Origin of the sequence: Caballeronia sordidicola (assembly GCF_001544455.2) — a bacterium.
Lineage (GTDB): Bacteria > Pseudomonadota > Gammaproteobacteria > Burkholderiales > Burkholderiaceae > Caballeronia > Caballeronia sordidicola.
Window position 1 is genome coordinate 72,276 of the sequence record NZ_FCOC02000001.1, and the last position, 25,556, is coordinate 97,831.

Genomic DNA, 25,556 nt, shown 5'->3' on the forward strand with positions numbered 1-25,556 from the left:
GCCGAATGTGAACAACCCCAGGAGCCAAGGCATCCGGAGACACCATGACTCAAAACAATACCGTCGATATCGCCCAAGTCGTCGAAACGCAGGAGCGGAGCTGGTTCACCGTCACCCTCTTCGTTCTGTGCGCGCTCGTCATGCTGGCGGACGGCTTCGACAATCAGGCTTTGAATTACGCCGCCCCCGGCATCATCAAGGAATGGGGCATCAACCGGGCCTTGATGACGCCCGTGTTCAACATCAGTATCGTTGGCTGGATGGCGGGCTCGATCCTCTTCGCCATGCTGGCCGATCGCATTGGCCGGCGTCGCGCCATCCTGCTGGCCACCGCGCTGTTCGGCAGCTTCACGTTCGCCGTGCCCTTCGCCCATAACCTGGTCGAACTGTCGATCCTGCGCTTTTGCGCCGCGCTCGGCATCGGCGGCGGCATGCCGATGGCGGTCTCGCTGATCACCGACTATGCCCGCTCGGGCAAGCGCGGGCTGATCATCACCCTGCTCTATCTCGGCTACACCGCCGGCTCGTCCGGCGGCGGCCTTCTCGCGGCGGAGATCATCCCGGCGTATGGCTGGCGCTCGGTCTTTTATCTCGGTGGCGCTGGCGCCGTGGTGGCGGTCGTCATTTTGTTCGTCGGGCTGCCTGAATCCATCCGCTACCTGATCCTGCGCAATCCCGCCAGCGACCGCATCCTGGCCTATGCGCGCAAGCTGAAACCCAGCGCGCAATTCGCGGACGACACGCGCTTCACGATCCAGGAGCAGGTCCGCACGGGTGTGCCGGTAAGGCATCTTTTCACCGAGGGCCGCTCGGCCATGACCGCCTTCCTGTGGCTCGGGCTTGGCCTTTCCTTCGTCACGCACTTCTTCCTCTCGCAATGGATGACGACGCTCCTGACCGACGAAATCGGCTTCGCCAACGCGGCCCGCAGCCAGGCGCTGTTCCAGCTTGGTGCCGGTTTCAGTTGGTTCTTCGGCTGGTTGATCGACAAGAAGGGGGTACGGGTCATGACGCTGACGATGATCCTCGGCGCCATTCCAGTGGCGGCTCTCGGGCTGGCCGTCGGCACGGGCGCCAGTCTCACCATGGCGCTCGCGCTGGTCTCGGGCCTGCTGGTCCTGGGCGGGAACATTGGCCTCAATGCCATTTCGAGCATGATCTACCCGACCTTCATCCGCTCGACCGCGACCGGCGCGTCCTTCGCGGTGGCGCGCATCGGCGCTATTGTCGGCCCGTTGCTCGCCGGTGTCCTGATCGCCATCGGAACACCGATTGGAACGATCTTTCTTCTCGGTGCGTTGCCGTTGCTGGCGGCCGGTGTGGCCTGCTTCATGCTCAACCGGACCATTACGCCGGAAGCCGCGCGGGAGATGGCCTTGCGCTCGGCACTGTCGCGGCATTGACGCTTTTCTTCCGGCACCAAGGTCAACCAGGTCGTGGTCATGTAACCATTCGGTATGTTCATGGATAGTGTCAATCTCGACGTGCTGAAGGCGAGCGTTCGCTGGATCGAAAGCGGACGCCGGGTACTGCTCGTCACGATAGTCAAGACGTGGGGCTCGTCGCCGCGACCGGAAGGCGCGATGCTTGCCATCTGCGAAGACGGCTCGGTGGCCGGCTCGGTATCCGGTGGCTGCATCGAGGACGACCTGATTGACCGCGTGCGCCGGCTCGGCATCGAGCAGACGCTTCCGGAAGCCGTGACGTACGGCATCTCCGCCGACGAGGCGCACCGCTTCGGATTGCCGTGCGGCGGCACGATCGAACTGGTGCTCGAACCACTGACCCGCGCGAGCGGTATCGATGCGTTGTGTCGCCGGGTTGCTGCCGGTGAACTCGTCGCGCGCTCGCTCGACATGAAGAGCGGCGTGGCGAGCTTCGCGCCGGCGCACTCGACTGACGGCGTCGCGTTCGACGGCCATCGGCTCGTGACCATTCACGGTCCGCGTTACCGGATGCTTGTGATCGGCGCCGGACAGCTTTCGAACTATCTTTGCCAGATCGCGCTCGGGCTCGACTATCAGGTGACCGTCTGCGATCCGCGGGAGGAGTACACCGATTCCTGGCACGTTCCCGGCACGACGCTCGTGCGTACGATGCCGGACGACACCGTGCTCGACATGAAGCTCGACGAGCGCTGCGCGGTCATTGCACTGACGCACGACCCGAAGCTCGACGACCTTGCGTTGATGGAGGCGATCAAAACGCCCGCGTTCTATGTCGGGGCGCTGGGCTCGCGCCGGAACAATGCCGCACGACGCGAACGGCTGGAGACGTATTTCGATCTCGGCAAGGACGAACTCAGCCGGTTGCGCGGCCCCGTGGGTATTTATATTGGCAGCCGTACGCCGCCTGAAATCGCGGTGTCGATACTCGCCGAGGTTACAGCCCTCAAGAACGGGGTGACATTGCCGGGAGAATTCCAGGTGGGAGGAGCCAAGGCCATGCTGGATATCGCGGCGGATGAACGGACGAGCTGCGGCGTGGCGGGGCCTCGATGACAATCACTTGTGTTCGATCAAAACCGTAGCAGCGACATGAACCGGACGAGCCTTTTCGCAAGACACCTGCCTCTTGCCAGCATTTAATGGCTTTTGTAGGACCGGACGGGAGTATTCATGCCCGCGACAGCCCCGCCATCGCACGGATGTCTTCCTTCGCCCTAATCGGAGCTGATCGGCTGATCCATTCCGGATTCCACCGCACGACACAGCATTGTGCGTCTCTCGCCGTCGCAGGCTTTTCCGAAAGCATCCGGCTTATGTTGACCTTCCATTAAAACGCGCCGGGCGCCTCAAAATCGGTCTTTGCGGTCGCTCGCACCGAGCATGATCTAAGGGCCACGCGTGAGCCGCGGCTTTTTGCGGCGAAGCCAATGAAAAAGAAAACAGATCACAACACTGTCATGTGAGGTTGGGATTATCTCGGCGCCAACGGTGCTCGCCTGGACGAGCGGTCTTTCAGGATGGCAAGCGAATACAGCGAAAGATAACCCACACGACCAAGCCATAACAATCATGAAAATGCGCGCCTCGACAATAGCCTGCCTGGGAGTCATGCTTTCGCTCGCTGCTTGCGGTGGGTCCGACAAAGACAGTCCGCAAACCGCCAGTATCAACGCCACGGGCGTCGCAGCCTCCGGCGAGCCAGTGGTCGGCGTGAGCGTCACGGTCACCGACAGCGCCGGGAACAGCACGCAATCGAGCGTCACCGACGCGACCGGCAAGTTCACCGTTTCAATGGCCGGCAAGCCACCATTCATTCTGACGGCGCCCTTCAACGACGTGGACGGCACGCCCGCCACACTGTCGGCGGTGATTAATCCCGCGGCTTCGTCATCGAGTACGCCGGTGTCGCTGGTCGCCAATCTGAATCCGCTTACGTCGCTGCTGACGCAACGCGTGCTGGGCATCGTGCCGAACGGCGCGCCTACCAGCGACCAAATCAAGGCGGCGAAGATTTCATCGAACAGCATCGCCCAGGCCGACGCGGATGTCGCGGGCGCACTGCAGCCGCTGTTCACCGCGTTAAACGTGCCGGCCGCTGCCGTCGCCGATCCGATCGGTACGCCCTATCTGGCGAATTCCACCAATCCTCTCGACAACCTGTTCGATATCGCGCACTTCACGGTGCATACCGGCGCGGTCGCGGCCGGCACCGACGCAAGCCGCGCACAGATTTCGATTCCAGCCGCGGGCGCGGTATCCGGCGCGATGCCGGCTGCCGCCGCGAATTCGGCGCTTGCGTTGAGCAACGGCCCGACGACCACCCCGATCCAGCACCTGATCGTGGTCGTCGGCGAGAATCAGACTTTCGACGGCCTGTTTGGCGGCTATGTGGCCCCGGCCGGCCAGACGGTCAAGAACCTGCTGTCGCAAGGCATGATCAACGCCGACGGCTCGCCCGGCCCGAACTTTTCGCAGGCCGCGCAGACCCAGGGCGCGACGCAAACCGCCTTCACACTCAATCCGACCCGCACGACGGCTTTCCCGACGCTGCCGCAGCCGGAACAGATCGGCATCGAAAACCTGCAGACCTTCACGACAGGTGGCGGCACGCCCGATACGCGCTTCCCGGCCAACCTGCCGAACGGGCCATTTCAGATCTCCAAATATGTGCCGTATGCGCAGGAGATCACCTCCGTCGAGCCGTTGCTCACGCTGTTTTCGATGACAGGCGACCCGGTCCACCGATTCTTTCAGATGTGGCAGCAAACCGGCGGGGACAACAGCAAGCACGACATGTTCACATGGGTCGCGACCACTACCGGCCAGGGCGGCGATACAAGCGGAATTACGCCCCAGAATCCGTCGCAGGGCGGCGAGCTGATGGGCTTCATGAATATGTCGACGGGCGATGCGCCGTATTTCCAGTCGCTCGCGCAGACCTACGCGCTCAGCGATAACTACCATCAGTCGGTCATGGGCGGCACGGGCGCCAACTTCTTTTCGATTGCGACCGGCGACGAGCCGTTCTTCAATACCGCCGGCGCCGTCGCGACCCCGCCGGCGAACCAGATCGAAAATCCGAATCCGATGTCGCAGACGGCGAACTTCTATACGCAGGACGGCTACGAGGGCGGCTCCTACGTCAACTGTTCAGACGCGGCTCAACCGGGTGTCAGCCCAATACTGAGCTTTCTCGCGGCAAAACACGTCGCGAGTAACTGCGATGCGGGCAAGTACTATCTCGTGAACAACTACAACCCTGGCTTCGACGTAAACGGCAATGTCCAGCCGATCGGCCCGAACAACTTCAACTATCCGCCGCAGACCGTGCCTACTATCGCCGAGGCGCTGGCGGCGAAAGGCGTGTCGTGGAGCTGGTACACAGGTGGGCGCGACACGGCGGACGTGACCGCCGAAACCCAGCTTCTGGAAGTGGCGGACCATTTGCCCGCGGCGGCCGCCGCCGCTGCCGCGCAAGCCGCACAGTACAACGTGATCGGCGATCCGCTCGTAGGATCCAGCAATGTGATGGGCAAGGCGTCGCTGAAGGCCAACCTGAGCGATCTGACGACGTTCAACAACGCCATCGCGAGCAACACATTGCCTGCAGTGTCGTTCGTGGTGCCGAAGAATCTGGACAGCGGTCACCCCGGCTATTCCGCGCCCGCCACCTACGAAGCGTTCCTGAAGAAGCTGGTGGCTAGCGTGCAAGCCAATCCGACGCTGTGGGCCCATACCGCAATCGTGATTACCACCGACGAAGGCGGCGGCCACTTCGACAGCGGCGCTATCCAGAACCTCGATTTCTTCGGCGACGGTCCACGGATTCCGATGCTGGTGGTTTCGCCGTATGCCCGCGCCGGGATGGTCGATCACACGTACTACGATCACGCGTCGGTGCTCAAGTTCATCGAGCATAACTGGCGCATGCAGCCGCTGTCGGCACGTAGCCGCGACCGCCTGCCCAACCCGGTGACGTCGACGCAGAGTCCGTATCTGCCGGTCAACACGACGTCGATCGGCGATCTGACGGCGATGTTCAAGTTCTAAGCGTCTGCACGTCGAGTGAATGGCGAAGCCGTTCGCTTCGCCATCTTCTTTTAGGTTGCGCAAGCGTGCTGAAGATTCGACATTGCCACAAACCTGCGACTCGACTGTCCATTGTGACGATAGCCGCATTTGCATTGAGCGTAGGCCTGGCGGCGATGGCTCAACCACCGGCTGCAGGCGACCCCGGAACAGGTAATGGTGCGGGCGTGCCTGCAGCGGCATCAACTGCCGCTATGCCGGCCGTCTCCAAGGTATCGGTTCAGAGGTGGGTTCGATATCCAGTGAGCGCGACTGAACTGAGCCCGAGTGCCAAACTCGGCAAGCAGATATTTTTCGATGCGTCGCTGTCCGCATCGGGAAAAATGTCGTGCGCGAGCTGCCATAGCCCGGAGCATGCATATGGTCCGCCTAACGGACTTGCCGTGCAGCTAGGCGGTCCCGACATGCGCCAGCCGGGAACGCGCGCGGTGCCGTCGCTGCGATACCTGAACTTCACGCCGCTGTTTAGCCGCCACTTCTATACGCCGGCCTCGGAAGATACCGAAGACGAAGGGCCGACGGGCGGCTTCATGCAGGACGGCTCCGCAGCCTCGCTGCATGAACAGGCGGCGCTTCCGCTGCTCAACTCCAACGAAATGGCCAATGCCGGCGCGGCTGCGGTCGTGGCGAAGGTGGAACACAGCGCTTATGCCGATACCTTCAAAAAAGTCTTCGGCGCGCAGATTTTCTCTCAAACCGATCAGGCATTCGCGCACATCGGCGAAGCACTCGAAGCGTTTCAGATCGAAGACGTGAGTTTCCATCCCTATACGAGCAAATTCGACGCTGCGATGTCGGGCAATGCGGATTTTACGGCGCAGGAACTGCGCGGCTATGCGCTGTTTAACAACCCCGACAAGGGTAATTGCGCGAAATGCCATCTGGACATGCCGGGCCCCGGCGGCCGTCCGGCACAGTTCGCCGACTTTTCGTTCGCTGCGCTCGGCGTGCCGCGCAATCCCGCCATTCCGGCTAATCGCGATCCGAAATATTTCGACCTCGGGTTGTGCGGTCCCTATCGCCATGATCTGGCGAAAGAAACCGACTTCTGCGGTATGTTCAAATCACCGACGCTGCGCAACGCCGCGACCCGCTCGGTATTCTTCCACAACGGCCGGTTTCACAGCCTGGAACAGGCGATGCGCTTTTACGTCGAGCGCGACACCAATCCGCGCAAGTGGTATCCAAAGCTCGCCCACGGCAAGATCGACAAATTCGACGATCTCCCGATCCGCTATCGCGAGAATATCGACGTGGCTGATGCTCCGCTGAACCGTAAGCCGGGCGACAAGCCTGCACTGAACGAGGCGGAGATTCGGGATGTCATCGCGTTTTTGCAGACGTTGAACGACGGCTATTCGGCCACGCCCGGCGGACCGAAAGTGCAAGCGCGTTAGAGGAGCCACTAGGCCCGCGCGAACCTGTCCCGAGTAACTCACTGATACCGCCGCGCGGGGTTGCAGTAATACGACGCAAAGCTGGCTGAATTTTTCAGCATCGCGATTCGTGGCCAGATCTCCCGCCCGCCGCACAGCCTCGGCGACAATGGGAGTCGCCAGTGATGAAAAGGTGCTTGCGATTGAACCCGTTCTTTCTTGATAGCGATGAAACAACTGGCCGCCGATCTTCCTGAAAGAGATTGATTGGCTGCGGCAACGGCCAGTCAGCATCCATGTCCACCATTCAAGCGTCGAGTCGGACAAGAAAACTTTCACCCGCGACATTACCCACAGCGATATTTTCCACTTCACAATCTCTGTGGCGATTTGATGAACGACTTCCAAATTGTCGCTTATGGACCGCTCCCATATCGAGACCTTGCCGGGAATCTACGGTTTTGTATTAGCATGTTCGCTTATATCAAGCGTCGCGCGACATGCCGACGCACCGAAGACACCTGGAAGAGATAAGTGGGAGTTCAGTTTGAAGACACGCGCCACCGTTATCTGTCGCCGAGGTAAGCGAATTCTCCTGGTCGCACGTAGTCAGTCGAAGTGGGCTTTGCCGGGCGGGATCCTTAAGCGAGGAGAACATCTCCCGGACGCCGCACTTAGGGAACTCAAGGAAGAGACGCGGCTTTCCGGGAAGTCGGCCAGATATCTCTTCGACTTTCGTGGAAAGCAAAAGCACCATCACGTGTTCTCCTGCGAAATCTCGAATCGCGCCAAGGCTCGCCCGAGTAACGAGATATCCAAATGCCGTTGGGTCCACCTCGAAGACATCCCTCGCCTCTTGACCAGTGCGCCGACGACCGACATCGTGAAGCTCATGGGTCAACGGCGTAAAAAGTAGCTGCGCCACGATCTGCGCGGTCGACAACTGCGCGCGCGAAAGCGTGACCTGCGTGGTGTAAGGAGCGATGAATCCCGGACTACTATTCGACTCGGAAAAAGAAAAACGCCGTCCTGTCATCTGCTGTTTTTCCTCGTCGACTCAGGATCGTCCGCCTATCGACCTCTCTGCGGAAATTAGACCACTACAGTAAGTGACCAGTAAGTCAGTGGGTCTTAGAGTCGGGTCCGTTCGGACCCTTCCCTATCAAGGAACCACTGTGAGAAAGCTACTTTGCCGTGGTCACCGCTTTTTGCTGGTCATTGCATCAGTGTTGGTATATTCCGCTGCCGCACGGGCAGAAGGTATCGTTACCGATCTGTCCGACTCGGACGACACGGGATTTACGGTGTTGAGCAACGCGACCAACGTTACGCACTGGGGGCTCGGCGCGGGCGTAGGCTACCAACAGTCGCCTTACACAAGCTATGGCCCGAGGTTTTCCCCTCTCCCGCTGTTTTACTTTGACGATAAATGGGTGCACGCCGCCGGCACCACCATCGACTTCAAGGTCGGCAAGTGGAGTAACGTGCTGTTCTCGCTGCGCGGCCGGTATGCTCTCGGCGACGGCTACAAGGGCTCCGACGCCTCGGCCCTCAACGGCATGCAAACCCGTAATGGCGCGTTCTGGTATGGTCCGGCGCTGTCGTGGCACACCGCGTATGGCACGCTCTCGGGCGAATTCCTTACCGGCGGAAACAAAGGGCAAAAAGCGAGCGTGGAATTCGGCAAGGCCTTCCAGTTCAAGAATGTTTCGATCGAGCCGCATGTGGGCGTCGACTGGCTGAGCCATAAATACGTCGACTATTATTACGGCGTAAGGCCCAACGAAGTACGGGCAGGCCGGGATCAGTACACCGGCCGCGCCGCTTACAATGTCTCCATAGGCACGAAATTCGACTATCAGGTCACGCGTCATCAACTCGCTACGCTCGATCTGGGCGTGTCGCACCTGGGCAGCGGGATTACAGACAGCCCGATCATCGGGAAGAAATTCGTTCCTGAAGTCAGGCTGGGTTATCTCTATCAATTCAAATGAGCAGCGCAGCATGTCGCGAGTCGCACTGATCGAAGACCACGCGCGTCTGGCGGAGATGGTCAGGCAAGCATTGTCCGGGGCGGGCGTGGAGACCGATATCTTCTGCAGGCTTTCCGAAGCGTCGTACGGCCTGAGCCACGCGGAGTATGTGGTGATGATCGTTGATCGCGGATTGCCCGATGGAGACGGGCTCGAGTTCCTGCGCAGCTTGCGGGCAACCGGAAACATGACACCGTGCCTGATGCTGACGGCGCGCGACGCGCTGCACGACCGGATCGACGGGCTTGAAACGGGCGCGGACGATTACGTCACCAAACCCTTCGCCATGAGCGAGCTGGTTGCCCGCGTGCGTACGCTGATGCGAAGACCCGCAGTTCTGACGAAACTCGTGCAGTGCTTCGCCGATATCTCACTCGATCCGCAACAACGCGCGATGCATTGCGGCGATCAGCTGGTCGTGCTCGCACTGGCGGAATCGCAGGTCATGTCCTTGTTGTTGAAAGCCGAAGGGCAGACCGTCCGGCATTCAGCGCTGGAACACGCGGCCTGGGGACTAGCCGAAGCGGTGACGCCAAATGCGCTCGAGGTGACCATTCATCGCTTGCGCAAGAAAATGCTGACAATCGGCTCGACGACGCGGCTTGCCAATGTGCGGGGAGCGGGGTTCGGATTGCTGGCATCGGAGTAATCGAAGTAATGGCGTGCGTCCAGCGGCCCTCACTAGCAAATACGGGAAGTAGCATCATGCTCAATTACTGGATCCGAAGTCTGTCGGCACGCTTGTGGATCACGAGCGTCGCGGCGCTGGCGGTCAGCCTGACGCTCATCGCCGGCTTGGCATTTTATGGGCTGACTCACATGCCGCCCGAGCACTTCCGTCACGCTGATGACATTCGCATTGCGCAACGTGTGGCGACGTCGATGGAATTCGACGCAAGCGGCCAGCCGGTATCGGTCAAGTTCAATGAGAAGACCGAATGGATGTTCGAAGCCGTACCGACCGAACTTCTGTATCGCGTACTCGATGAGTCCGGGAAAATTTTGCTGGCGTCGAAGGGCGTCACAAACGGTCCTGGTTGGGACACAACCGGTTTTACCAAACAGATTGGCGTGCGCCACGCCGTGACGATCGGCAACAAACCGTTCGAGATGATCACGCTTAAGGTCCCTCACCAGCAGCACTGGCTGTATGTGCAAAGCGCGACGAGCGTTGCATTCAACCGCGCCGTACTCGGCGAGAAGATCGAACCGTTGCCGAAGATCGTGGCTATCACATTGTTGACCGCGACCATTGTTTTCAGCCTGACGCTGACCTTCACCGTGCGCCGCGTGCTCAAGCCGCTCAGGGATGCATCGAGCGCCGCTGCGTTGATCACGCCACGCAATCTCCGAACGCGTTTATCCGTGAAAAGCGTGCCCAGCGAACTCAAACCGCTTCTCACCGCTTTCAACGACGCGCTGTCTCGCCTCGAAAACGGCTTCGCGGTACAGCAGCAGTTTCTTGCATCCGCCGCGCATGAATTGCAGACACCGCTGACCTTGATACGAGGGCAGATAGAAATGCAACCGGAGATCCGGAACAAGAACCTGTTGTATCGCGAAATCGATTTGATGGCGCGCCAGGTTCGGCAGTTGTTGCATCTCGCCGAAGTAAGCGAATCGCAGAACTTCAACTTCGGCGAGGTTGATCGCGTCGATGTAGCGCAAGACGTCGTGGGTTATCTCGCACGCAAGGCCGATCAAAAGCGCGTGACGCTGCATGTGGACACGCGAAGCGCGCAGCCCGCGATGAATGCGGATCGCAGCGCGCTTTTCATCCTGCTCAAGAACATCGTAGAAAACGCGATCAACGCTACGCCGTCGCACGGGATGGTGGTCGTTTCAGTGGACGGCGACTCGATCCGCGTCTCGGACGAAGGTCCCGGCATCAACCCGGATCATTTGCCGCGCCTTTTCGACCGGTTCTGGCGCGCTCCTGATTCGCTTCACGATGGTGCCGGCCTGGGTCTCGCTATTTGCAGGGAGATAGCCATCGCACACGACTGGCGGCTCTCCGTCAGGCCGGCGCCATCGGGCACCCAGTTCGTGGTGTCGTTTGCAAACTATTCCCCTTAATGTCAGTCCGATCGGCCGATGTGGTCTCCTTATTTGAAGCCCATTACCGCATGAGGAACGTATCGTTCTTCGAGCAAGTGGATCTCGTCCATTGTTAGCTTGAGCGAGAGGGCATCGACCGCATCGTTCAGGTGATGCAGCTTGGTCGCGCCGACGATTGGCGCCGTCACCGGCCTTTTCTGCAGAACCCACGCAAGCGCAACCTGGGCCCGAGGCACGCCCCGCTTCGTCGCAATCTCGCTCACCCGTTCGACGACCTGACGGTCTGCCTCTTCGGTAGTCGCGTACAGTGTGCGGCCGAACTCGTCAGTCTCCGAGCGCGCGCTGCTGCTGTCCCAATCACGAGTCAACCGCCCCCGCGCGAGCGGGCTCCACGGTATCACCCCGATGCCCTCGCTTTCGCACAGCGGCAACATCTCGCGTTCTTCTTCGCGATACAGCAGGTTCACATAGTTCTGCATCGTCACAAAGCGCGTCCAGCCATGTCGTTCGGAGACATGCAGTGCTTTGGCAAATTGCCACGCATACATTGTCGATGCGCCGATATAACGTGCTTTGCCAGCTTTGACGACATCGTGCAATGCTTCCATTGTTTCTTCGATTGGCGTCGTATCATCCCAGCGGTGGATCTGATACAGGTCGACGTAGTCGGTGCCGAGGCGCCTCAGGCTCGCGTCAACTTCCGCCATGATGGCCTTGCGCGATAACCCCGCCCCGTTCGGCCCCGGACGCATCCGGCTGTGTACTTTAGTGGCGAGGACGATCTCGTCCCGGCTCGCAAATTCCTTTAGCGCGCGTCCAACGATCTCTTCGCTAGTACCGTCTGAATAGACGTTGGCCGTATCGAAGAAATTGATACCGAGATCAAGCGCCTGTTTGATAAAGGGGCGTGCGGCGTCGTTGTCCAGCGACCATGGGTGCGGGCCACGTTCCGGCACGCCGTAGCTCATACATCCAAGGCATATACGTGATACATCGAGACCTGTGCGGCCAAGTTTCACATATTCCATCGTACAACTCCTGTTGAAAGTGCAGAACGAATCTGGCAAACATGCAGGTTACTTCTGCCTTTGGCGAGACAAACGAAGGATGCCGGACGAAGCGTCATTCTTTACTTTGGCATTCCCTCCGGTGACGCGTAAATACTAACAGGCGTCATCAAAATTCGTCGGCAGCACGCCGGACATCGAAACAAGCGAGCAAACAATTGGGCCTTAAGCAAGGATGCCGACTTTTGCGCCCGACTGTCTTCGACTAGAAAAACTATTTCGGCACCGACACCATACCGTCATTCTCGCTGCTTATATTCCACATTCGTCTGAACCTGACAATCACCGCACTACAGGTTACAGACGTGCAACAAGACATCCTTGGGCTTCTACGAGTGGGGTCTCGGCAAGCGGCTTTTCCATCTGGCGACTTCGAGCATGGCGCGCGACCGGTGCAAGCAGATCGATCGTGACAAGCCGTGCCAGTTCGCGGGGCGGATCGGCTGCGGTGAACGCTACCGAAGGTTTCTACGATCAGCTAGAAAAAAAGGAGCACCCGCACTGTGAACTCCCGCCGCAAATTTCTCCAAAGTACTGCCACTGCCGGACTTTCGGCTGCGGCGCTCAGCGTATTTCCACCCAGCATTCGTCGCGCGCTCGCGATCCCCGCGCATCACGAGACTGGCACGATCAAGGACGTCAAGCACGTCGTTATCCTGATGATGGAAAACCGCGCGTTCGATCACTACTTCGGCACCTATAAGGGTGTGCGCGGCTACGGCGATCGCTTCACCATCCCGCTGCCGAACGGCCGTAACGTGTGGCAGCAAATCGATGCCAACGGCAATGTGGACCTGCCATACCATCTGGATGAGACCAGGGGCAACGCGCAACGTGTGACCGGCACGCCGCATAGCTGGGTCGACACGCAAAACGCGTGGGACGGCGGCCGCATGGCCGCATGGCCCGTGTCCAAGCAAAACCAGACGATGGGATATTTCGACAAGGCTGAAATCCCGTTTCAGCGGGCACTGGCTGAAGCGTTCACCGTCTGTGACGATTACCACTGCGCGTTTTTGGGCGGCACGCACCCGAATCGCATCATCCACGCCACTGGCACGAATGGTCCGGCATATGGCAAGACCTTCGTCAACAACTTCAGCGGCGATTTCGACGTCACTACGTCCGCGTCCGCCTACTTCGACTGGAAGACTACCGCCGAGCGCCTGGAAGAGGCCGGCGTAACCTGGAAGGTGTATCAGAACATCAAGAACACCTACGGCTGCAATCCGCTGCTCGGTTTCAGGCAGTATCGCCGGGCCAACGAGGCGCTGCCGTCAGCGCGCCAGGTCAATGCGTCGTTGAGCCAGGCTGCCGAGCCGGCCTTCAACCCGGCCGATGCCGTGGCCCAGCCGCTGATCAAGGGTTACGCGAACACGCTGCCAACCACCGACGCCGACCCGAACACCAACGGCACCTTCGTCGAAGCTTTCGCCGATGATGTGAGAAATGGCCGTCTGCCGGAAGTCTCGTGGGTTGTTCCAACCGACGTCTACTCGGAGCATCCCGGGCCCTCGAGCCCGGTACAGGGCGCGTGGTTCGTGCAGCAATTCCTGGATGCGCTGACGGCCGTGCCAGATGTTTGGAGCAAGACGTTGCTGCTCGTCAACTTCGACGAGAACGACGGCTTTTTCGATCACGTGCCCCCGGCCGCTGTCCCGTCACCGAATGGAGATGGCACCTATGCAGGCAAGACCACGCTGAACACTGCCGACCTGAGCGCCGAGTACTTCACCCATCCGTATGTCACCCGCGCCGACACCGGCGCTGCGCCCGGCAGTCAGCCGCCCGGGCCAGACGGCAAGCCATACGGCCCAGGTCCTCGCGTGCCGCTGTGGGTGATATCGCCATGGAGCCGTGGCGGCTGGGTCAACTCGCAGACCTTCGATCACACTTCGGTGCTGCGCTTTCTCGAAGCCCGCTTCGGCATCACGGAAACCAACATCTCGCCGTATCGTCGGCTGATCAACGGCGACCTGACCTCGGCCCTCAACTTCGCGACACCCAACAACGAGCCGCTTCCGACTATCGCCGGCGAAAAGAGCAAGGCCGACGCCGATGCGCTGCGCGCCACGCAGCAGGCGCTGGGCCAGATCGTGCCGGACGCCAACCGCGGCCTGCCTGTACAGGCAAACGGCTTCCGTCCATCGCGGGCGCTGCCCTACGAGCTGCATTCCAGCGCGCACGTGGACGCAAACGCCGGCACCGTCAAGCTGCTGTTCGCCAATACGGGGCGCCAGGGTGCAGTGTTCCATGTCTATGACAAATTGCATCTGGACCGCCTGCCGAAGCGTTACGCGGTCGAGCCGGGCAAGACGCTGGACGACGTATGGACACCGACCTCAACGGACCTCGGCAAATACGATCTCTGGGTACTCGGCCCGAACGGCTACCATCGCGCATTCAAGGGCGACCTCACCGCGCTGAAAGGCCGCCGGGCTGCCAATCTGGAGATTCGCGTGGGTTACGGCACGCTGACCGGCAGCCTTCACCTGCAACTGCGCAATGACGGCGCCGGGCCCGCACAGTTCACCGTCAAGTCCAACAAGGTCTACGGTGCGCTGGAGGTGATTCCTGGTTTGCCGACTCCTGGCTTTGGCCGGGATCTGCTGGGCTTCGGTGGCTTCCCAGTCGCGGGCTTTGGCGCATGGCCGACTCCAGCGCCGTTCGGTCGGGAAGAACGTTTCGACCCAGGCCACACGTGGACAATCGGTGCCAACGGCCAGCTCCCGGTCGCGCTCTTCTGGAACCTCGCCAAGACAGGCTTTTGGTATGACTTCGAGATCACCAGCAGCACGGATCGCAGCTTCTTGCGCCGCATCGCCGGGCGTATTGAAACTGGCCGTCACTCGGTCACCGACCCTGCAATGGGGATGACCGACATTTTCTGATCGAAAGTGAGGCACTGAGCAATTGGGGATGCGGCGAAATTCTTGGACTGGTTTATGCTGCAAGCCCGGGACTTTCCCGGTATTCAAGCGGGCTGAGTGAACCGGGGGAGACTTTAATCCGCTTCTCGTTATACCAGCGGATGTACGCGTCGACTAGCTGGACGGTCTGGTTATTACCGCGCCGCCAAACTATCGCTACTTCACAGGCTACGACACGCAGTTCTGGGAGAGCCCGGCACGCCCCTGGTTCCTTGTCATTCCCGCGAGAGGCGAGACGATTGCGGTCGTTCCCGAAATTGGCGAGCCCGTTGTAGCAACGTACGCGGTCGGCAGCATTCGGACCTGGCCCGCACCGCGTCCTCAAGACGAAGGGGTTTCGCTCCTGTCTTCGACGTTGAGCGAACTGCCGCGACGTTTTGGCCGTATCGGCTTTTAACTCGGTCGTGAATCCGTCCTGCGGATGCCTGTGAACGACTTCCTTCAGGTCCAGAGGAATCTGGGTTCCATTCAACTCGTGGATGGCTCCCCGTGTATCTGGGAAACACGGAACATCAAGTCGCAGGCGGAAATTGAAATGATCCGGAACTCCGGCCAGATCGTCAGCCGTCAAGGGTGGCACGCCACTATCAGACATTAGAAGGTCATGACCAGATTGACAACAATCGCTGGCATGTAGGTGCAGCCGACCGTTATCTCAAGCAATCGCTCGCTATTGCCGCGTGAGCATAAGGTTCAGGTTCTGAACCGCAGCGCCGGATGCACCTTTGCCGAGATTGTCGAAAACCGCGGCCAGCAGGACATGCCCGTGTTCCTCATTGAGCAATACGCTCAAGCGCATGTCGTTCGTACCGTTCAGCGCCTGCGGATCGAGGTGCGTCAAGACACTCGCTTCATGAGGCGGCAAGACACGCACATGCAACGCATCCGCATAGTGGAGTGCGAGGCATGCGTGTAACGTGGCGCCGTCCACATCGGGTGCGAGCAGCCGCAACTGCAACGGCACCGTCAGCACAATGCCCTGACGAAACGCACCATATGCAGGCACGAAGATGGGCCGCTTCGCGAGTCCGGCGTGCGTCTGAATTTCCGGAACGTGCTTGTGCGCGAGTTCCAGACCATATACCTGGAATGAAGGCGCGTTGAGTGCATCTTGCCGCTCGTGTTCCTCCACGCCGGCACGACCGCGTCCGGAGTAGCCGGACACTGCATGGATTCCGATGGGGTAGTTGCTCGGTATGAGCCCAGCCTGCAACAGGGGACGCAGCAAGCCAATTGCCCCCGTCGGATAGCAGCCGGGATTGGTGACCCGACGGGCGCTTGCGATGCGCTCAGCTTGTCCCGGCGTCATTTCCGGAAAACCGTACGTCCAGCCCGGCTGAGTGCGATGGGCCGAACTGGCGTCGATGACTCTGACGGCAGGATTGACGATGGCGTCCACTGCCTCGCGTGCGGCCGCATCAGGCAAACATAGAATGGCGATGTCGCAGGCGTTGATGGCTTCCGCGCGGCGGCGCGCATCCTTGCGTTCTGCGGCAGCTAGCGTGAAGAGCTTGATATCGGTCCGATTGCGCAGCCGTTCGTGGATTTGCAGTCCGGTGGTGCCTTGGTCACCATCGATGAAAACAATGGGAGCGCTCATACGCGGAATCCTCCGAGTGGTTGTAACGGGCAGAACGAGCGTCCATGTTCGCTGAACCGCTAGAATAGAGAAAGTTGAATTTCATGACCTAAACATTCAGTTTTTCTGAATCTGGACGCCGATATGCGAGAGATCAGCCTGGACCGCTTGCGCACTCTCATTGCGATTACCGAACGTGGCTCATTTGCCGATGCAGCGCGTGCGCTGAATCTGGCGCCTCCGACAGTCAGCCTCCATATCGCTGAACTCGAAGAGCGCATTGGGGCACCACTCCTGTCACGCAAGCGCGGGCAGGTAAGGCCGTCGGCAATAGGAGAGGTGCTAGTGGAGCGCGCGCGTCGACTGCTGGCCGATGCGGAGCAGGCGTTGGACGATATTCAACGCCAGGTGCAGGGGCTCGAAGGTCGCGTGCGGCTCGGTGCATCGACCGGCGTGATTGCGTACTTGTTGCCGCAAGCGCTCGAGGTGCTGCGCCGGCACCACCCCGCAATCGATATTCAGCTTGCGGTGCTCACGTCGCATGAAACGCTGGTCCGATTGGCGGATGGGACGCTGGATGTCGGGCTGGTCGCGCTGCCTCAGTCCCCAGTGGCTGGACTCGCGATAAAGCCTTGGCGCCGCGACCCCGTGATGGCCTTCGTGCCGGCGCATTGGCGATGCCCCGCCCGTGTAACGCCTGATTGGCTCGCTGCTCGGCCTCTCATTCTCAATGACGCGACTACGCGTCTCTCGCGCCTGACCGCGGAGTGGTTTGCGGCCGCGGGACATCACCCTGCGCCGCGCATTCAGCTCAACTACAACGACGCGATCAAGAGCCTGGTAGCGGCAGGTTACGGCGCGGCGCTTTTGCCCCATGAAGCCACAACGCCATTACCCGACAGGCGCGTCGTCATGCGTGCGTTGCGCCCGGCGTTGTGGCGTCGACTAGGCATTGCACACCGCGCGGGGCATGTCGAGCGCACCACTCAACACGTACTCGATGTCTTGTGGGATCTGCGATTAGCGTAGGCGTTCCACGAGGCATGATCGCATCAGGATTCGCGATCACGATTCATCAGTCGAACTTGACCAGGTCCTTGAAGATCAGTTGACCCCAGCTATTTCCGCGCGCCTGCACAAGCAGGCCGCCTTCGGAAAGCCCGCCGAGTTTGATCGGCGAGAAACCTAGATTTTCCGCAAGCGCACCAATCTCCCCGGCGGCGCCGTCATCGTCGCTCGCCAGGAACACGACTCTCCTGCCACCACGTACGGCCGGATCTTGCTCAAGGACGGCAGCGCCCAAATGGTTGAAGCCCTTGACCAGTCTTGCACCGGTGAAGGCCTGCGCGACGGCCTTGGAAGACGGCTGTCCTCCCAGTTCCCCAGGGGACACGCCATAGGCATTCGTCACATCGATGATGGTCTTGCCCTTCCAGGTGGGCAGCGCCTTCGCGACATCCCGGTGTGACTCGAAACGGACAGCCAAAAATACGATGTCCGCCTTGAGCGCTTCCGCCAGTTTTTTGGGAATGATCCCAGATCCGATCGCGGCCGCGGCGGATGCAAAACTTTCCGGCTCGCGGGTGGTTGCAACGGATACTTCAATGCCGCTTCGGACAAACGCCTTGGCAAGAGCCTGACCGATCTTGCCGAACCCAATAATTGCATAGCTCATATATTTTCCTTTGAGTTACCACGCGCTACGGGCTCCGACTATCGAATGGAGTGACCGGCCGGGCGTAGCATGTCAGAGTTGCGCCAGGCCACCGTCGACGGCGACCTCGCTGGCCGTCATGAAGCTGCTGTCCGGCGACGCGAGAAAGGCCGCCGCCGCCGCGATCTCCGCCGGATCGGCCATGCGCTGAAGCGGAGTCATCGAGGCGAAGACCTTCTGGCCCTCCTCGCCTAGCGCTTCCTTTGCGAGTTCGGTCGCTGTTGCCCCAGGCGACAGCACATTGACCCGGATGCCGGTGCCCTTCAGGTCTTCCGCCCAGGTCCGCGCAAGGTTGCGCACTGCCGCCTTGCTCGCGCTGTAGGCACTCATTCCCGGGGCGCCGGTAGTGCCAGCGCTCGATCCGGTCAGAATGATTGAACCGCCTTCTCCCATCAGCGGCAGCGCCTTCTGGACCGTGAAGATCGCGCCCTTCACGTTGGTGTCGAAGGTTTCGTCAATGTGCCCGGCGGTGATCTTGCCGAGCGGAAGCTGGCTTCCGGCCCCGGCATTCGCGAAGACGATATCGAGGGTGCCGCGCTCGGCCTTCACCGCCGCGTAGAGCCGGTCGAGGTCGGCGAGATCCGAGACCGAGCCCTTCACCGCGCGGGCATTGGGGCCGAGGTCGGTCAAGGCAGCGTCGAGCGCTTCCTGCCGGCGGCCGAAGATGAAGACGAAGGCACCCTCCTCGATGAAGCGCTTTGCCGCGGCGCGGCCAATGCCGGTAGCGCCGCCGGTGATCACAGCGGTCTTGCCATTCAGTCTGTTCATATCGTGCGTCCTTCGAATCAAAAAGCGAGAAACACGATTTTGAGACACTTGATTCATGAAGCCAACTGACTGAATATCTATAAATCCCATCTACTTTTTAGATACCTATGCTCGACAACGTCACGATCAATCAACTTCGGGCCTTCGTTGCCGTGTGTGACCAAGGAAGCTTTTCCGGGGCTGCACGGGAGCTGAGGCGTGCACAGTCGGCGATCAGTCACGCGATCAACGCGCTCGAAAGTGCCTTTGACGTGCTGCTGTTCGAACGCAACACCCGCAAAGCGACGCTTACGGCCGCGGGCCGCAGCCTCTTGCCTGATGCTCGCGGGGTGATTTCACGCACCGAGGAAATGAAGATGCGCGCGGTTTCGATTGCTGAAGCCGGGGTCCCACAGGTCTCGATTGCCGTGGATACCTATTTCCCGCGTGCGCACCTGATCGACTGCCTGCGCACCCTGCAGGCGGACTTTCCAACGGTTGCAATCAATCTGCGCATGACGACCATGCAGGGCGGCGAGCGTTTGGTTCTTGAAGGCACATGCGCGTTGGCGGTGACGATCACGGACGTGCCGGAGCTGAGCCCGAATACCATAGAAAGACAGCATTTAAGCGAAGCGCACATGGTGACGGTCTGTGCGCCATCGCATCCGCTGGCCGCAATCGCGGCGCCGATCCCGCGGGAGGAATTTGCCCGGCACATCCAGCTTGTCGTAACCGATAATCAGCCCAATGCGGAAAAGACGCAACAGGGAGTCGCCAGCGAACGCCAGTGGTGGGTGAATGACCTCGGCGCGAAGCACGATCTGCTGAGAGGAAGCTTGTGCTGGGGGCACATGCCGCATCATATGGTTGCCGAAGACCTGGTGAGTGGAGCACTTGTCGAACTCAAACGGCGCGCATGGCACATGCGCGCCCTCACTTTCATGGTCTCGCAGCGGCGCGGGTACGCGTTTTCCGAATGCGAGACACGGCTGGTCGAGCTCCTTGGTAATCCTGAACATTTGCCAAAAGATGTTAGCCAACGCTCCGTCGCGCGCAAAGGCGAAGGCAAAAAAAGCCCGAAGGCCGCTGCGCTTGAGCAACAGTCAATCCGGTCCGCCGCTCCTCCACGGATGTCCGTAAAACGGTAACTGCAAGCACATCGCATTACCCATAAACCGCCTTAAGATCAGCGATCCATTGGACGATTACAGGAGAGGTCGAATAGCCCGGAACACCCATGTGGCTGAAGGCAGCAGACTCCTTTTCAACATTAAAGCGGAGTCCGCCATGGTCGGTAAACTATTGGTGCGGGGCATGCTGGCGGGGCTGGTCGCGGGCTTGGTCATGTTCGGGTTTGCGAAGGTCGTGGGCGAGCCGCAAGTAGACCGCGCAATTGCATTCGAACAACAGGCCGATGCCGCGAAAGGGGAAGCCCCGGAACCGGAAATCGTAAGCCGCCACACGCAGGCCGGCGCGGGTCTGCTGACCGGTGCGATCGTCTATGGGACAGCGGTTGGCGGCCTCTTCTCGCTGGTGTTCGCCTTTGCGAATGGCCGTGCCGGCAAGATACCTGCGCGAGAATTGTCGGTATGGCTCGCCGCGGCGGCGTTTGTCGCGCTGGTGTTAGTCCCCGCGCTCAAATATCCGGCGAACCCTCCGTCTGTTGGCGATCCCGAGACTATTGGCTATCGGACGGCGCTCTATTTCCTGATGATCGCGATTTCCATCTCGGCCATGGTGTTCTCGATCAGGATTCGTGGTGCACGGGTCGCGCAGTGGGGCGCGTGGAACGCGTCCGTGTTGAGCGCAGGTGTGTTCGTGGTCATCATTGCGGCCGTGATGGCGGGCTTGCCGGCCATCGACGAAGTGCCGAAAACCTTCCCCGCTGCGCTCCTGTGGAATTTTCGCGTGGCTTCGCTCGGCATGCAGCTCATTGAAGGACGACCGCATCTACACGACAGCGGGCGTAACCGCGGGTATAGACCTGGCGTTGGTGATGATCGAAGAGGACTTTGGCAAGAAAATGTCGGTCGATGTCGCCAAATATCTGATCGTCTATGTCCGGCGCGCCGGTGGACAATCGCAATTTAGTCCGCTGCTGGAAACGCAGGCCACAACCGATTCGCACGTGCAGTCGATTCAACATTTCATGCTGGACAACCTCGGCACGCGGCATACGCTGACATCGATTGCAGAACGTCTGCACATGAGTCCTCGAAATCTCTCGCGGATCTTCGTGAAGGAATGCGGAATCAGCTTGATGGCGTATCTGAACGACGCCCGCATCGATTCGGCTCGCCAGCATCTCGAGACTACTGACCTGGCCATCGCCGAGATTGCGCGCAGGTGCGGATTCGATGGTACCGATGCGTTGCGGCGCAGCTTCTTCCGTCGCCTTCGAATCAATCCGGCAGAATACCGAAGCCGGTTCCGGTCATCCATCAGCGCGTCGAACAAGTAGCTGCTTGCTATGAATCTCCGAGGCAGTCGTGCGCATGGCGCCGACGTTGCCTCGCCGATGAGGCGTCTCCAAAACCAGAACTAATTTTCAGCTTTTGCCTCGCTCGCCGACATTGCGCGATGAATTTTTCTCAGAGTACTTTACCGGTACCATCTAGCCCCTCTAAGCTGAAGTGCCAGCGGACAACACGAAAAGTGATCCATTTCAATGCTGGGTCGGCGGAGTCAGCTCATTGGCGCCGCGCGGACGACGCTTGAGTCGGATGGCGACGCGCGTTTCGGCTTCCCTGAAATGACGTTGGGAGCGTACCCTGGCGGCGGTGGACCGGTGACGTTGAGCGGTTTGGTGTGAGCAGCTCGGCATCGTACAGCGCGTGGTCCAGCGAGGGCACATTAATTGGCTCAGGCCGTGTTGCTCGATCGGTCGCCAGTGCTTGAGCGCAGGATATTGCTTGATCGAGCCGAAGCGCGAGAGAAACAATCGAGTCTGCCCTAGATCACGAAACCCGTACAGTGTCGCTCACGTTCACGCGTACGTTGATGGCCGTTTTCCAACGGGATAGTTTACGCGGTCTGCACGTTGTCGAACACGTATCTGATCATGGAACCACTGTGACGTGATGTCCTGGTGGAACGAGGTATCGTTACGGTCTTCTGGCACCGCGAGTCCAAGAAGAGAAAGCGTCTCCTTTTCATACAGTTCATTTGTATCCTGCCACCTCTTTTCAAGAAAGAACCTGCACAGCGCCTCGCGTCGCACGTCGTTTGCACCGCCTTTTGAACTATTCTCAAACGGCCGGCGCCGTCGCTGCCAAGTCTGGTTCGGACAAGACCCCAGGCCGTCGATCCAAAGGCAACCGGCTCATCAAGACCACCTTTACTGCGTCCAAGAATAGACAGAACAAAAGATTGGTCCCATAGATTGTTATCAAGAGCCAGCCCGGCAGCGCCGCCATAAACCATCCGAGCCAAGCGAACACTGAGGCGAGTGCGGCCGCTGCGAAAATCGCCCAGAGCATCACAGGCGCCGGACGTGAGTACCAGACATGGTTACGCTCGCGCAAAACGAGACCCGTCGTTTGGCCGGCCAGCACCAAGGTCAGAAAGGTCAGCGTGCGCATCGTCTCCGTGTCCAACCTGAGCCAGAACCAGCCAACCGCCAAAACCCCCATCACATACGCCAGCTTAACCATTCCCAGCGGTATTGCCGCCAGGGTCAGCTCCCGGATGCGCCACGCGTTCGGGTACGGTGTGGGTTTTGCCCTGTCGCCTGCGCGGGCCATCATGGCGACGTCACTTGTCAGCATCCACAGGACCTGCAACAGGGGCGTCATCACTGCATGCCCGGTCATTACTAGTCCTCCTCCCATCACAATCAAGGTCACGGCCTTGTTTACCATCGTGCTCAACGTGAACGTGAAAACTCGCCGAAAAGCGGCCCGGCCCTCCTCGATACAGGCGACGATGCCGCGCAAGCCAGGCTGGGTCAACACAAGTCCGGCGGCGGACTTTGCAACGTCGGTCGCCGTGGACACTGCAATGCCCATCTGGGCTTGACGCAGTGCGGGCGCGTCGTTTGCGCCGTCCCCACACATACCGACCGCGTGTCCCTCCCCTTGAAAAGCCCGAACTAAGCCAAACTTGTCTTCGGGAAAGACCCCGGCATACACCGCATAGTCGTTCGGGCCAACTTTCTCCGGGATCTTGCCCGCGGGGCACACCGGTCCATCCAGGCCGATCTGCCTAGCCACGGTTTCAGCCGTAAGCGTTGTATCACCCGTGGCCATGACCGGCACGATGCCGAGCGCTTTCAACTGGGCCAACAAAGGCGCCGAGTCCTTGCGCGGTGGATCGCTTAGCCCGATGAGGCCGATGACCGCCATAGCTCCGGGTTCACCGGCGCTGACCGCCAGCACCCGATAACCAGCCGCGCTGAGACGCGACAGTTCCGCATCGCCCTTCGCCAGCATTGGTGCGAGTGCGGAGATGGCAAAGGGAGAGCCCTTCGCAATACGCAGCTCCTGCCCATTGGATCCCGCGATTCGCGCTTCGGACATCTTGGCGGCAGGATCGAATGGCACAAATCGCAGGACCGCTAGCGCAGGCATATCCTTCGACGAGGCGGCCGCACGGATGGCAACATCGACCGGGTCCTGCCCGTCACTGGAACTGGCCGCTGCTGCGTGGGACAGCACTTCGGCGGCAGTCATCCGTTCGACCAGGGGTACTACCTCGCCCACCCCGAGACTGTTTTCCGTCAACGTGCCAGTCTTGTCGACGCAAAGCACGTCGATCATCGCCGCCTCCTGCAGGGCCGGAAGCCGGGCCAGCAGCACGCCCTCCTGCGCAAGACGTCGAGCACCCAGAGTCGCCGACAGCGTAAAGACAGCCGGCATGGCAACCGGAACCGCGGAAAGCAATGCGGCCAGCACGAGCGGAATAATCTGCGTCACCGTCATGCCAATAACGTGTGCATAAATGACCATCGCCACGACGATCGTCATGTTCACCGCAGTCAGTGCCTTGACCACGCTCAGCACGGCCCTCTGCTCACTACTTTCGACGTCCGCGCTACGCACCAGTTCGGCCGTGCGACCAAAGTAGGTATGTGTGCCGGTTGCCACAACTTCGCCCACTGCTTCACCGCGTCTGACCAGGGCGCCTGCATAGGCCAATGCTCCAGCCGTCTGTTCAACGGCCGCCGACTCCCCGGTCAACATCGACTGATCAAGGAGCATCGAGCCTGAGACAATGCGGATATCCGCTGGAACAATCGCGCCGAGGGTCAGCTGAACGGTGTCGCCCACGACCAGACCGGATGCAGCAATGTCCTGCCAGGTGCCGTCGCGTCGGGCGCGTGCCCTCGGTGCGAGACGCTGGCGAAGAAGCGCAAGGGTCGCGTTCGCGCGCCCTTCCTGGACGATGCCCATCGCAACATTGATCAGAAGCAGCGTGACGACCATGGCCGCCTCCAGCCACTCACCCGCCACGATTTGCAGGACGATCGTCGCCTCGAGCATCCACGGGACCGGCGACCAGAAATGGCGCAATATGCGAAGGACAGGGCGCTCCCTGTCCGCTGCAACTTCGTTCGGCCCTGATTCGGCCAGCTGTCTCGCCGCCTCCGCGCTGGACAGCCCTGCAGGCAGGCCAACGCCGTTCGACGTCGTCGCCCCGGCCGATGATCCCTTCGAAATTTTTTTATCGCCGCTCACATCGACATCCCTTTTCCCCGCGGGATGGAATGAGCGTGCCCATTCGCTTTCCCTTTCCTTCCTGAATTCATCCGCTTAGGGCACTTCCCGGTCTGCAGATGTCGCTATATGTCGGTTGCCGGCGCAGCGGCAAGATACACACCCGAGATCGGCTCAACCCAGGCCAGTTGGTCGGTCACCAACCTGACGCCCGGGACGTTTTCGGCGAGCACACGCGCCGCTTCACGGGCATGTTCATCGAAGATGATGCCGCTGAGGTCCACTATCCCAAGATGAAGATCGACCTGGACAAGTCCGGACCAGGGCTGCTTCGCTAAGCCGGCGATTACCCCTTGGCGAATCTTTTCATCGTCGGTGGACGCCGATTGCGTGTCTGGGAGCGCTTTCAGCAGCGCGCGCATCAGGTCCGCCCGCGCAACGACCCCGACCAGCTTGCCGTTCTCGATAACGAGCACCCGTTTAACCTTGTGCGACGCCATGAGCCTGACGAGTTCGTCAAGCGGAGCGTCCGGCGAAAAATGGTCTCAACGTCCGTTGTCATCACTTCGTCAACGCTGCGCCCCTGGCACGTGCGTACTCGTCGGCTTTTTGTCCGACTGGTGAAAAGCTCCAACCAGCTCGGGCGGCGGCGCTCAGTACCCAGCTCACTGCGGCGCAAGAAGTCACCTTCGGTCACTATGCCCACCAGTCCCTTTGCCCGATCAACCACGGGTAACCCGCTGATTCAGCTGCCAAGCATGAGCTTCGCGGCGTCAACGATTGCCGCGCTGGGCTCGATTCCGATGACGGGTGAATTCATGATGTCTGCAACATAGATAGTCATACTGTCTCCACACA

At 60.2% G+C, this 25,556-nt stretch carries 20 protein-coding genes and 2 pseudogenes; 14 read left to right on the forward strand and 8 right to left on the reverse strand.

Translation table 11 applies throughout. The annotated features are described in order from the left end of the window. Positions 1–44 precede the first annotated feature (44 nt). From AWB64_RS00320 to AWB64_RS00355, 8 genes are all read left to right on the forward strand, one after another. The gene (locus AWB64_RS00320; RefSeq protein WP_060816656.1) at positions 45–1,403 is read left to right on the forward strand and encodes an MFS transporter; all 1,359 of its coding nucleotides are present in this window, start codon (positions 45–47) and stop codon (positions 1,401–1,403) included. Between the two features lie 60 nt (positions 1,404–1,463). Continuing rightward, positions 1,464–2,501, forward strand: a complete 1,038-nt coding sequence (locus tag AWB64_RS00325; protein WP_060817139.1) for an XdhC family protein — start codon at positions 1,464–1,466, stop codon at positions 2,499–2,501. A 555-nt stretch (positions 2,502–3,056) separates the two neighbouring features. Further along, positions 3,057–5,498, forward strand: coding sequence for an alkaline phosphatase family protein (locus AWB64_RS00330; RefSeq protein ID WP_060816657.1), 2,442 nt, complete (start codon positions 3,057–3,059; stop codon positions 5,496–5,498). Between the two features lie 281 nt (positions 5,499–5,779). Then, a complete protein-coding gene (locus AWB64_RS00335) occupies positions 5,780–6,934 on the forward strand; it encodes a cytochrome-c peroxidase (RefSeq protein ID WP_244163891.1) in 1,155 nt (384 codons plus the stop codon). A 526-nt stretch (positions 6,935–7,460) separates the two neighbouring features. Further along, positions 7,461–7,829, forward strand: a complete 369-nt coding sequence (locus AWB64_RS30645; protein ID WP_075643226.1) for an NUDIX hydrolase — start codon at positions 7,461–7,463, stop codon at positions 7,827–7,829. A 259-nt stretch (positions 7,830–8,088) separates the two neighbouring features. After that, positions 8,089–8,907, forward strand: a complete 819-nt coding sequence (locus AWB64_RS00345) for a MipA/OmpV family protein (RefSeq protein WP_060816659.1) — start codon at positions 8,089–8,091, stop codon at positions 8,905–8,907. Between the two features lie 10 nt (positions 8,908–8,917). Beyond that, positions 8,918–9,595 carry a response regulator transcription factor gene (locus tag AWB64_RS00350; RefSeq protein ID WP_060816660.1) on the forward strand — a complete coding sequence of 226 codons (678 nt, stop codon included), beginning with the start codon at positions 8,918–8,920 and terminating at the stop codon, positions 9,593–9,595. A 56-nt stretch (positions 9,596–9,651) separates the two neighbouring features. Beyond that, positions 9,652–11,022, forward strand: a complete 1,371-nt coding sequence (locus AWB64_RS00355) for a sensor histidine kinase (protein ID WP_060816661.1) — start codon at positions 9,652–9,654, stop codon at positions 11,020–11,022. 29 nt (positions 11,023–11,051) lie between these two features. On the opposite strand, the gene AWB64_RS00360 is transcribed toward AWB64_RS00355, so the two are convergent. Next, positions 11,052–12,032, reverse strand: coding sequence for an aldo/keto reductase (locus tag AWB64_RS00360; protein WP_060816662.1), 981 nt, complete (start codon positions 12,030–12,032; stop codon positions 11,052–11,054). A gap of 542 nt (positions 12,033–12,574) precedes the next feature. On the opposite strand from AWB64_RS00360, the gene AWB64_RS00365 reads away from it, so the two are divergent. After that, positions 12,575–14,962 (forward strand): phosphocholine-specific phospholipase C, encoded by a 2,388-nt coding sequence (locus tag AWB64_RS00365; protein ID WP_060816663.1) that lies wholly within the window; start codon positions 12,575–12,577, stop codon positions 14,960–14,962. A gap of 52 nt (positions 14,963–15,014) precedes the next feature. Here the strand turns inward: AWB64_RS00365 and AWB64_RS30650 are convergent. Beyond that, positions 15,015–15,125 (reverse strand): annotated as a pseudogene (locus AWB64_RS30650) (IS3 family transposase); the annotation flags it as partial. A 9-nt stretch (positions 15,126–15,134) separates the two neighbouring features. Between AWB64_RS30650 and AWB64_RS32665 the strand changes: the two are divergent. Then, the gene (locus tag AWB64_RS32665; RefSeq protein WP_374728597.1) at positions 15,135–15,398 is read left to right on the forward strand and encodes a hypothetical protein; all 264 of its coding nucleotides are present in this window, start codon (positions 15,135–15,137) and stop codon (positions 15,396–15,398) included. Between the two features lie 273 nt (positions 15,399–15,671). Here the strand turns inward: AWB64_RS32665 and argC are convergent, their stop codons facing one another. Continuing rightward, a complete protein-coding gene (argC, locus tag AWB64_RS00370; RefSeq protein ID WP_060816664.1) occupies positions 15,672–16,601 on the reverse strand; it encodes an N-acetyl-gamma-glutamyl-phosphate reductase in 930 nt (309 codons plus the stop codon). Positions 16,602–16,724: 123 nt separating this feature from the next. Between argC and AWB64_RS00375 the strand changes: the two genes are divergently transcribed. Further along, positions 16,725–17,609 (forward strand): LysR family transcriptional regulator, encoded by an 885-nt coding sequence (locus tag AWB64_RS00375; protein WP_060816665.1) that lies wholly within the window; start codon positions 16,725–16,727, stop codon positions 17,607–17,609. Positions 17,610–17,655: 46 nt separating this feature from the next. Here AWB64_RS00375 and AWB64_RS00380 read toward each other — a convergent pair whose 3' ends face one another. Then, positions 17,656–18,255 (reverse strand): NADPH-dependent F420 reductase, encoded by a 600-nt coding sequence (locus AWB64_RS00380; protein WP_060816666.1) that lies wholly within the window; start codon positions 18,253–18,255, stop codon positions 17,656–17,658. Positions 18,256–18,327: 72 nt separating this feature from the next. Further along, positions 18,328–19,062 (reverse strand): SDR family NAD(P)-dependent oxidoreductase, encoded by a 735-nt coding sequence (locus tag AWB64_RS00385; RefSeq protein ID WP_060816667.1) that lies wholly within the window; start codon positions 19,060–19,062, stop codon positions 18,328–18,330. 107 nt (positions 19,063–19,169) lie between these two features. Here AWB64_RS00385 and AWB64_RS00390 point away from each other — a divergent pair, with 107 nt between their 5' ends. The 3 genes from AWB64_RS00390 to AWB64_RS00400 all read left to right on the forward strand — a co-directional run bounded on the left by AWB64_RS00390 (position 19,170) and on the right by AWB64_RS00400 (position 21,505). Continuing rightward, complete coding sequence (locus AWB64_RS00390) at positions 19,170–20,192, forward strand: LysR family transcriptional regulator (protein WP_060816668.1); 1,023 nt, start codon at positions 19,170–19,172, stop codon at positions 20,190–20,192. 139 nt (positions 20,193–20,331) lie between these two features. Continuing rightward, a complete protein-coding gene (locus tag AWB64_RS00395; RefSeq protein WP_082850319.1) occupies positions 20,332–21,135 on the forward strand; it encodes a CbtA family protein in 804 nt (267 codons plus the stop codon). Positions 21,136–21,172: 37 nt separating this feature from the next. Then, positions 21,173–21,505 carry a helix-turn-helix domain-containing protein gene (locus AWB64_RS00400; protein WP_157766552.1) on the forward strand — a complete coding sequence of 111 codons (333 nt, stop codon included), beginning with the start codon at positions 21,173–21,175 and terminating at the stop codon, positions 21,503–21,505. A 787-nt stretch (positions 21,506–22,292) separates the two neighbouring features. Here AWB64_RS00400 and AWB64_RS00405 read toward each other — a convergent pair. From AWB64_RS00405 to AWB64_RS32670, 3 genes and pseudogenes are all read right to left on the reverse strand, one after another. Beyond that, positions 22,293–24,719 (reverse strand): HAD-IC family P-type ATPase, encoded by a 2,427-nt coding sequence (locus AWB64_RS00405; RefSeq protein ID WP_244163892.1) that lies wholly within the window; start codon positions 24,717–24,719, stop codon positions 22,293–22,295. Positions 24,720–24,823: 104 nt separating this feature from the next. After that, positions 24,824–25,225 (reverse strand): annotated as a pseudogene (locus tag AWB64_RS32030) (CBS domain-containing protein); the annotation flags it as partial. Then, a complete protein-coding gene (locus AWB64_RS32670) occupies positions 25,120–25,443 on the reverse strand; it encodes a CBS domain-containing protein (RefSeq protein WP_374728598.1) in 324 nt (107 codons plus the stop codon). The gene AWB64_RS32670 and the pseudogene AWB64_RS32030, both read right to left, overlap by 106 nt. Between the last annotated feature and the right edge of the window lie 113 nt (positions 25,444–25,556).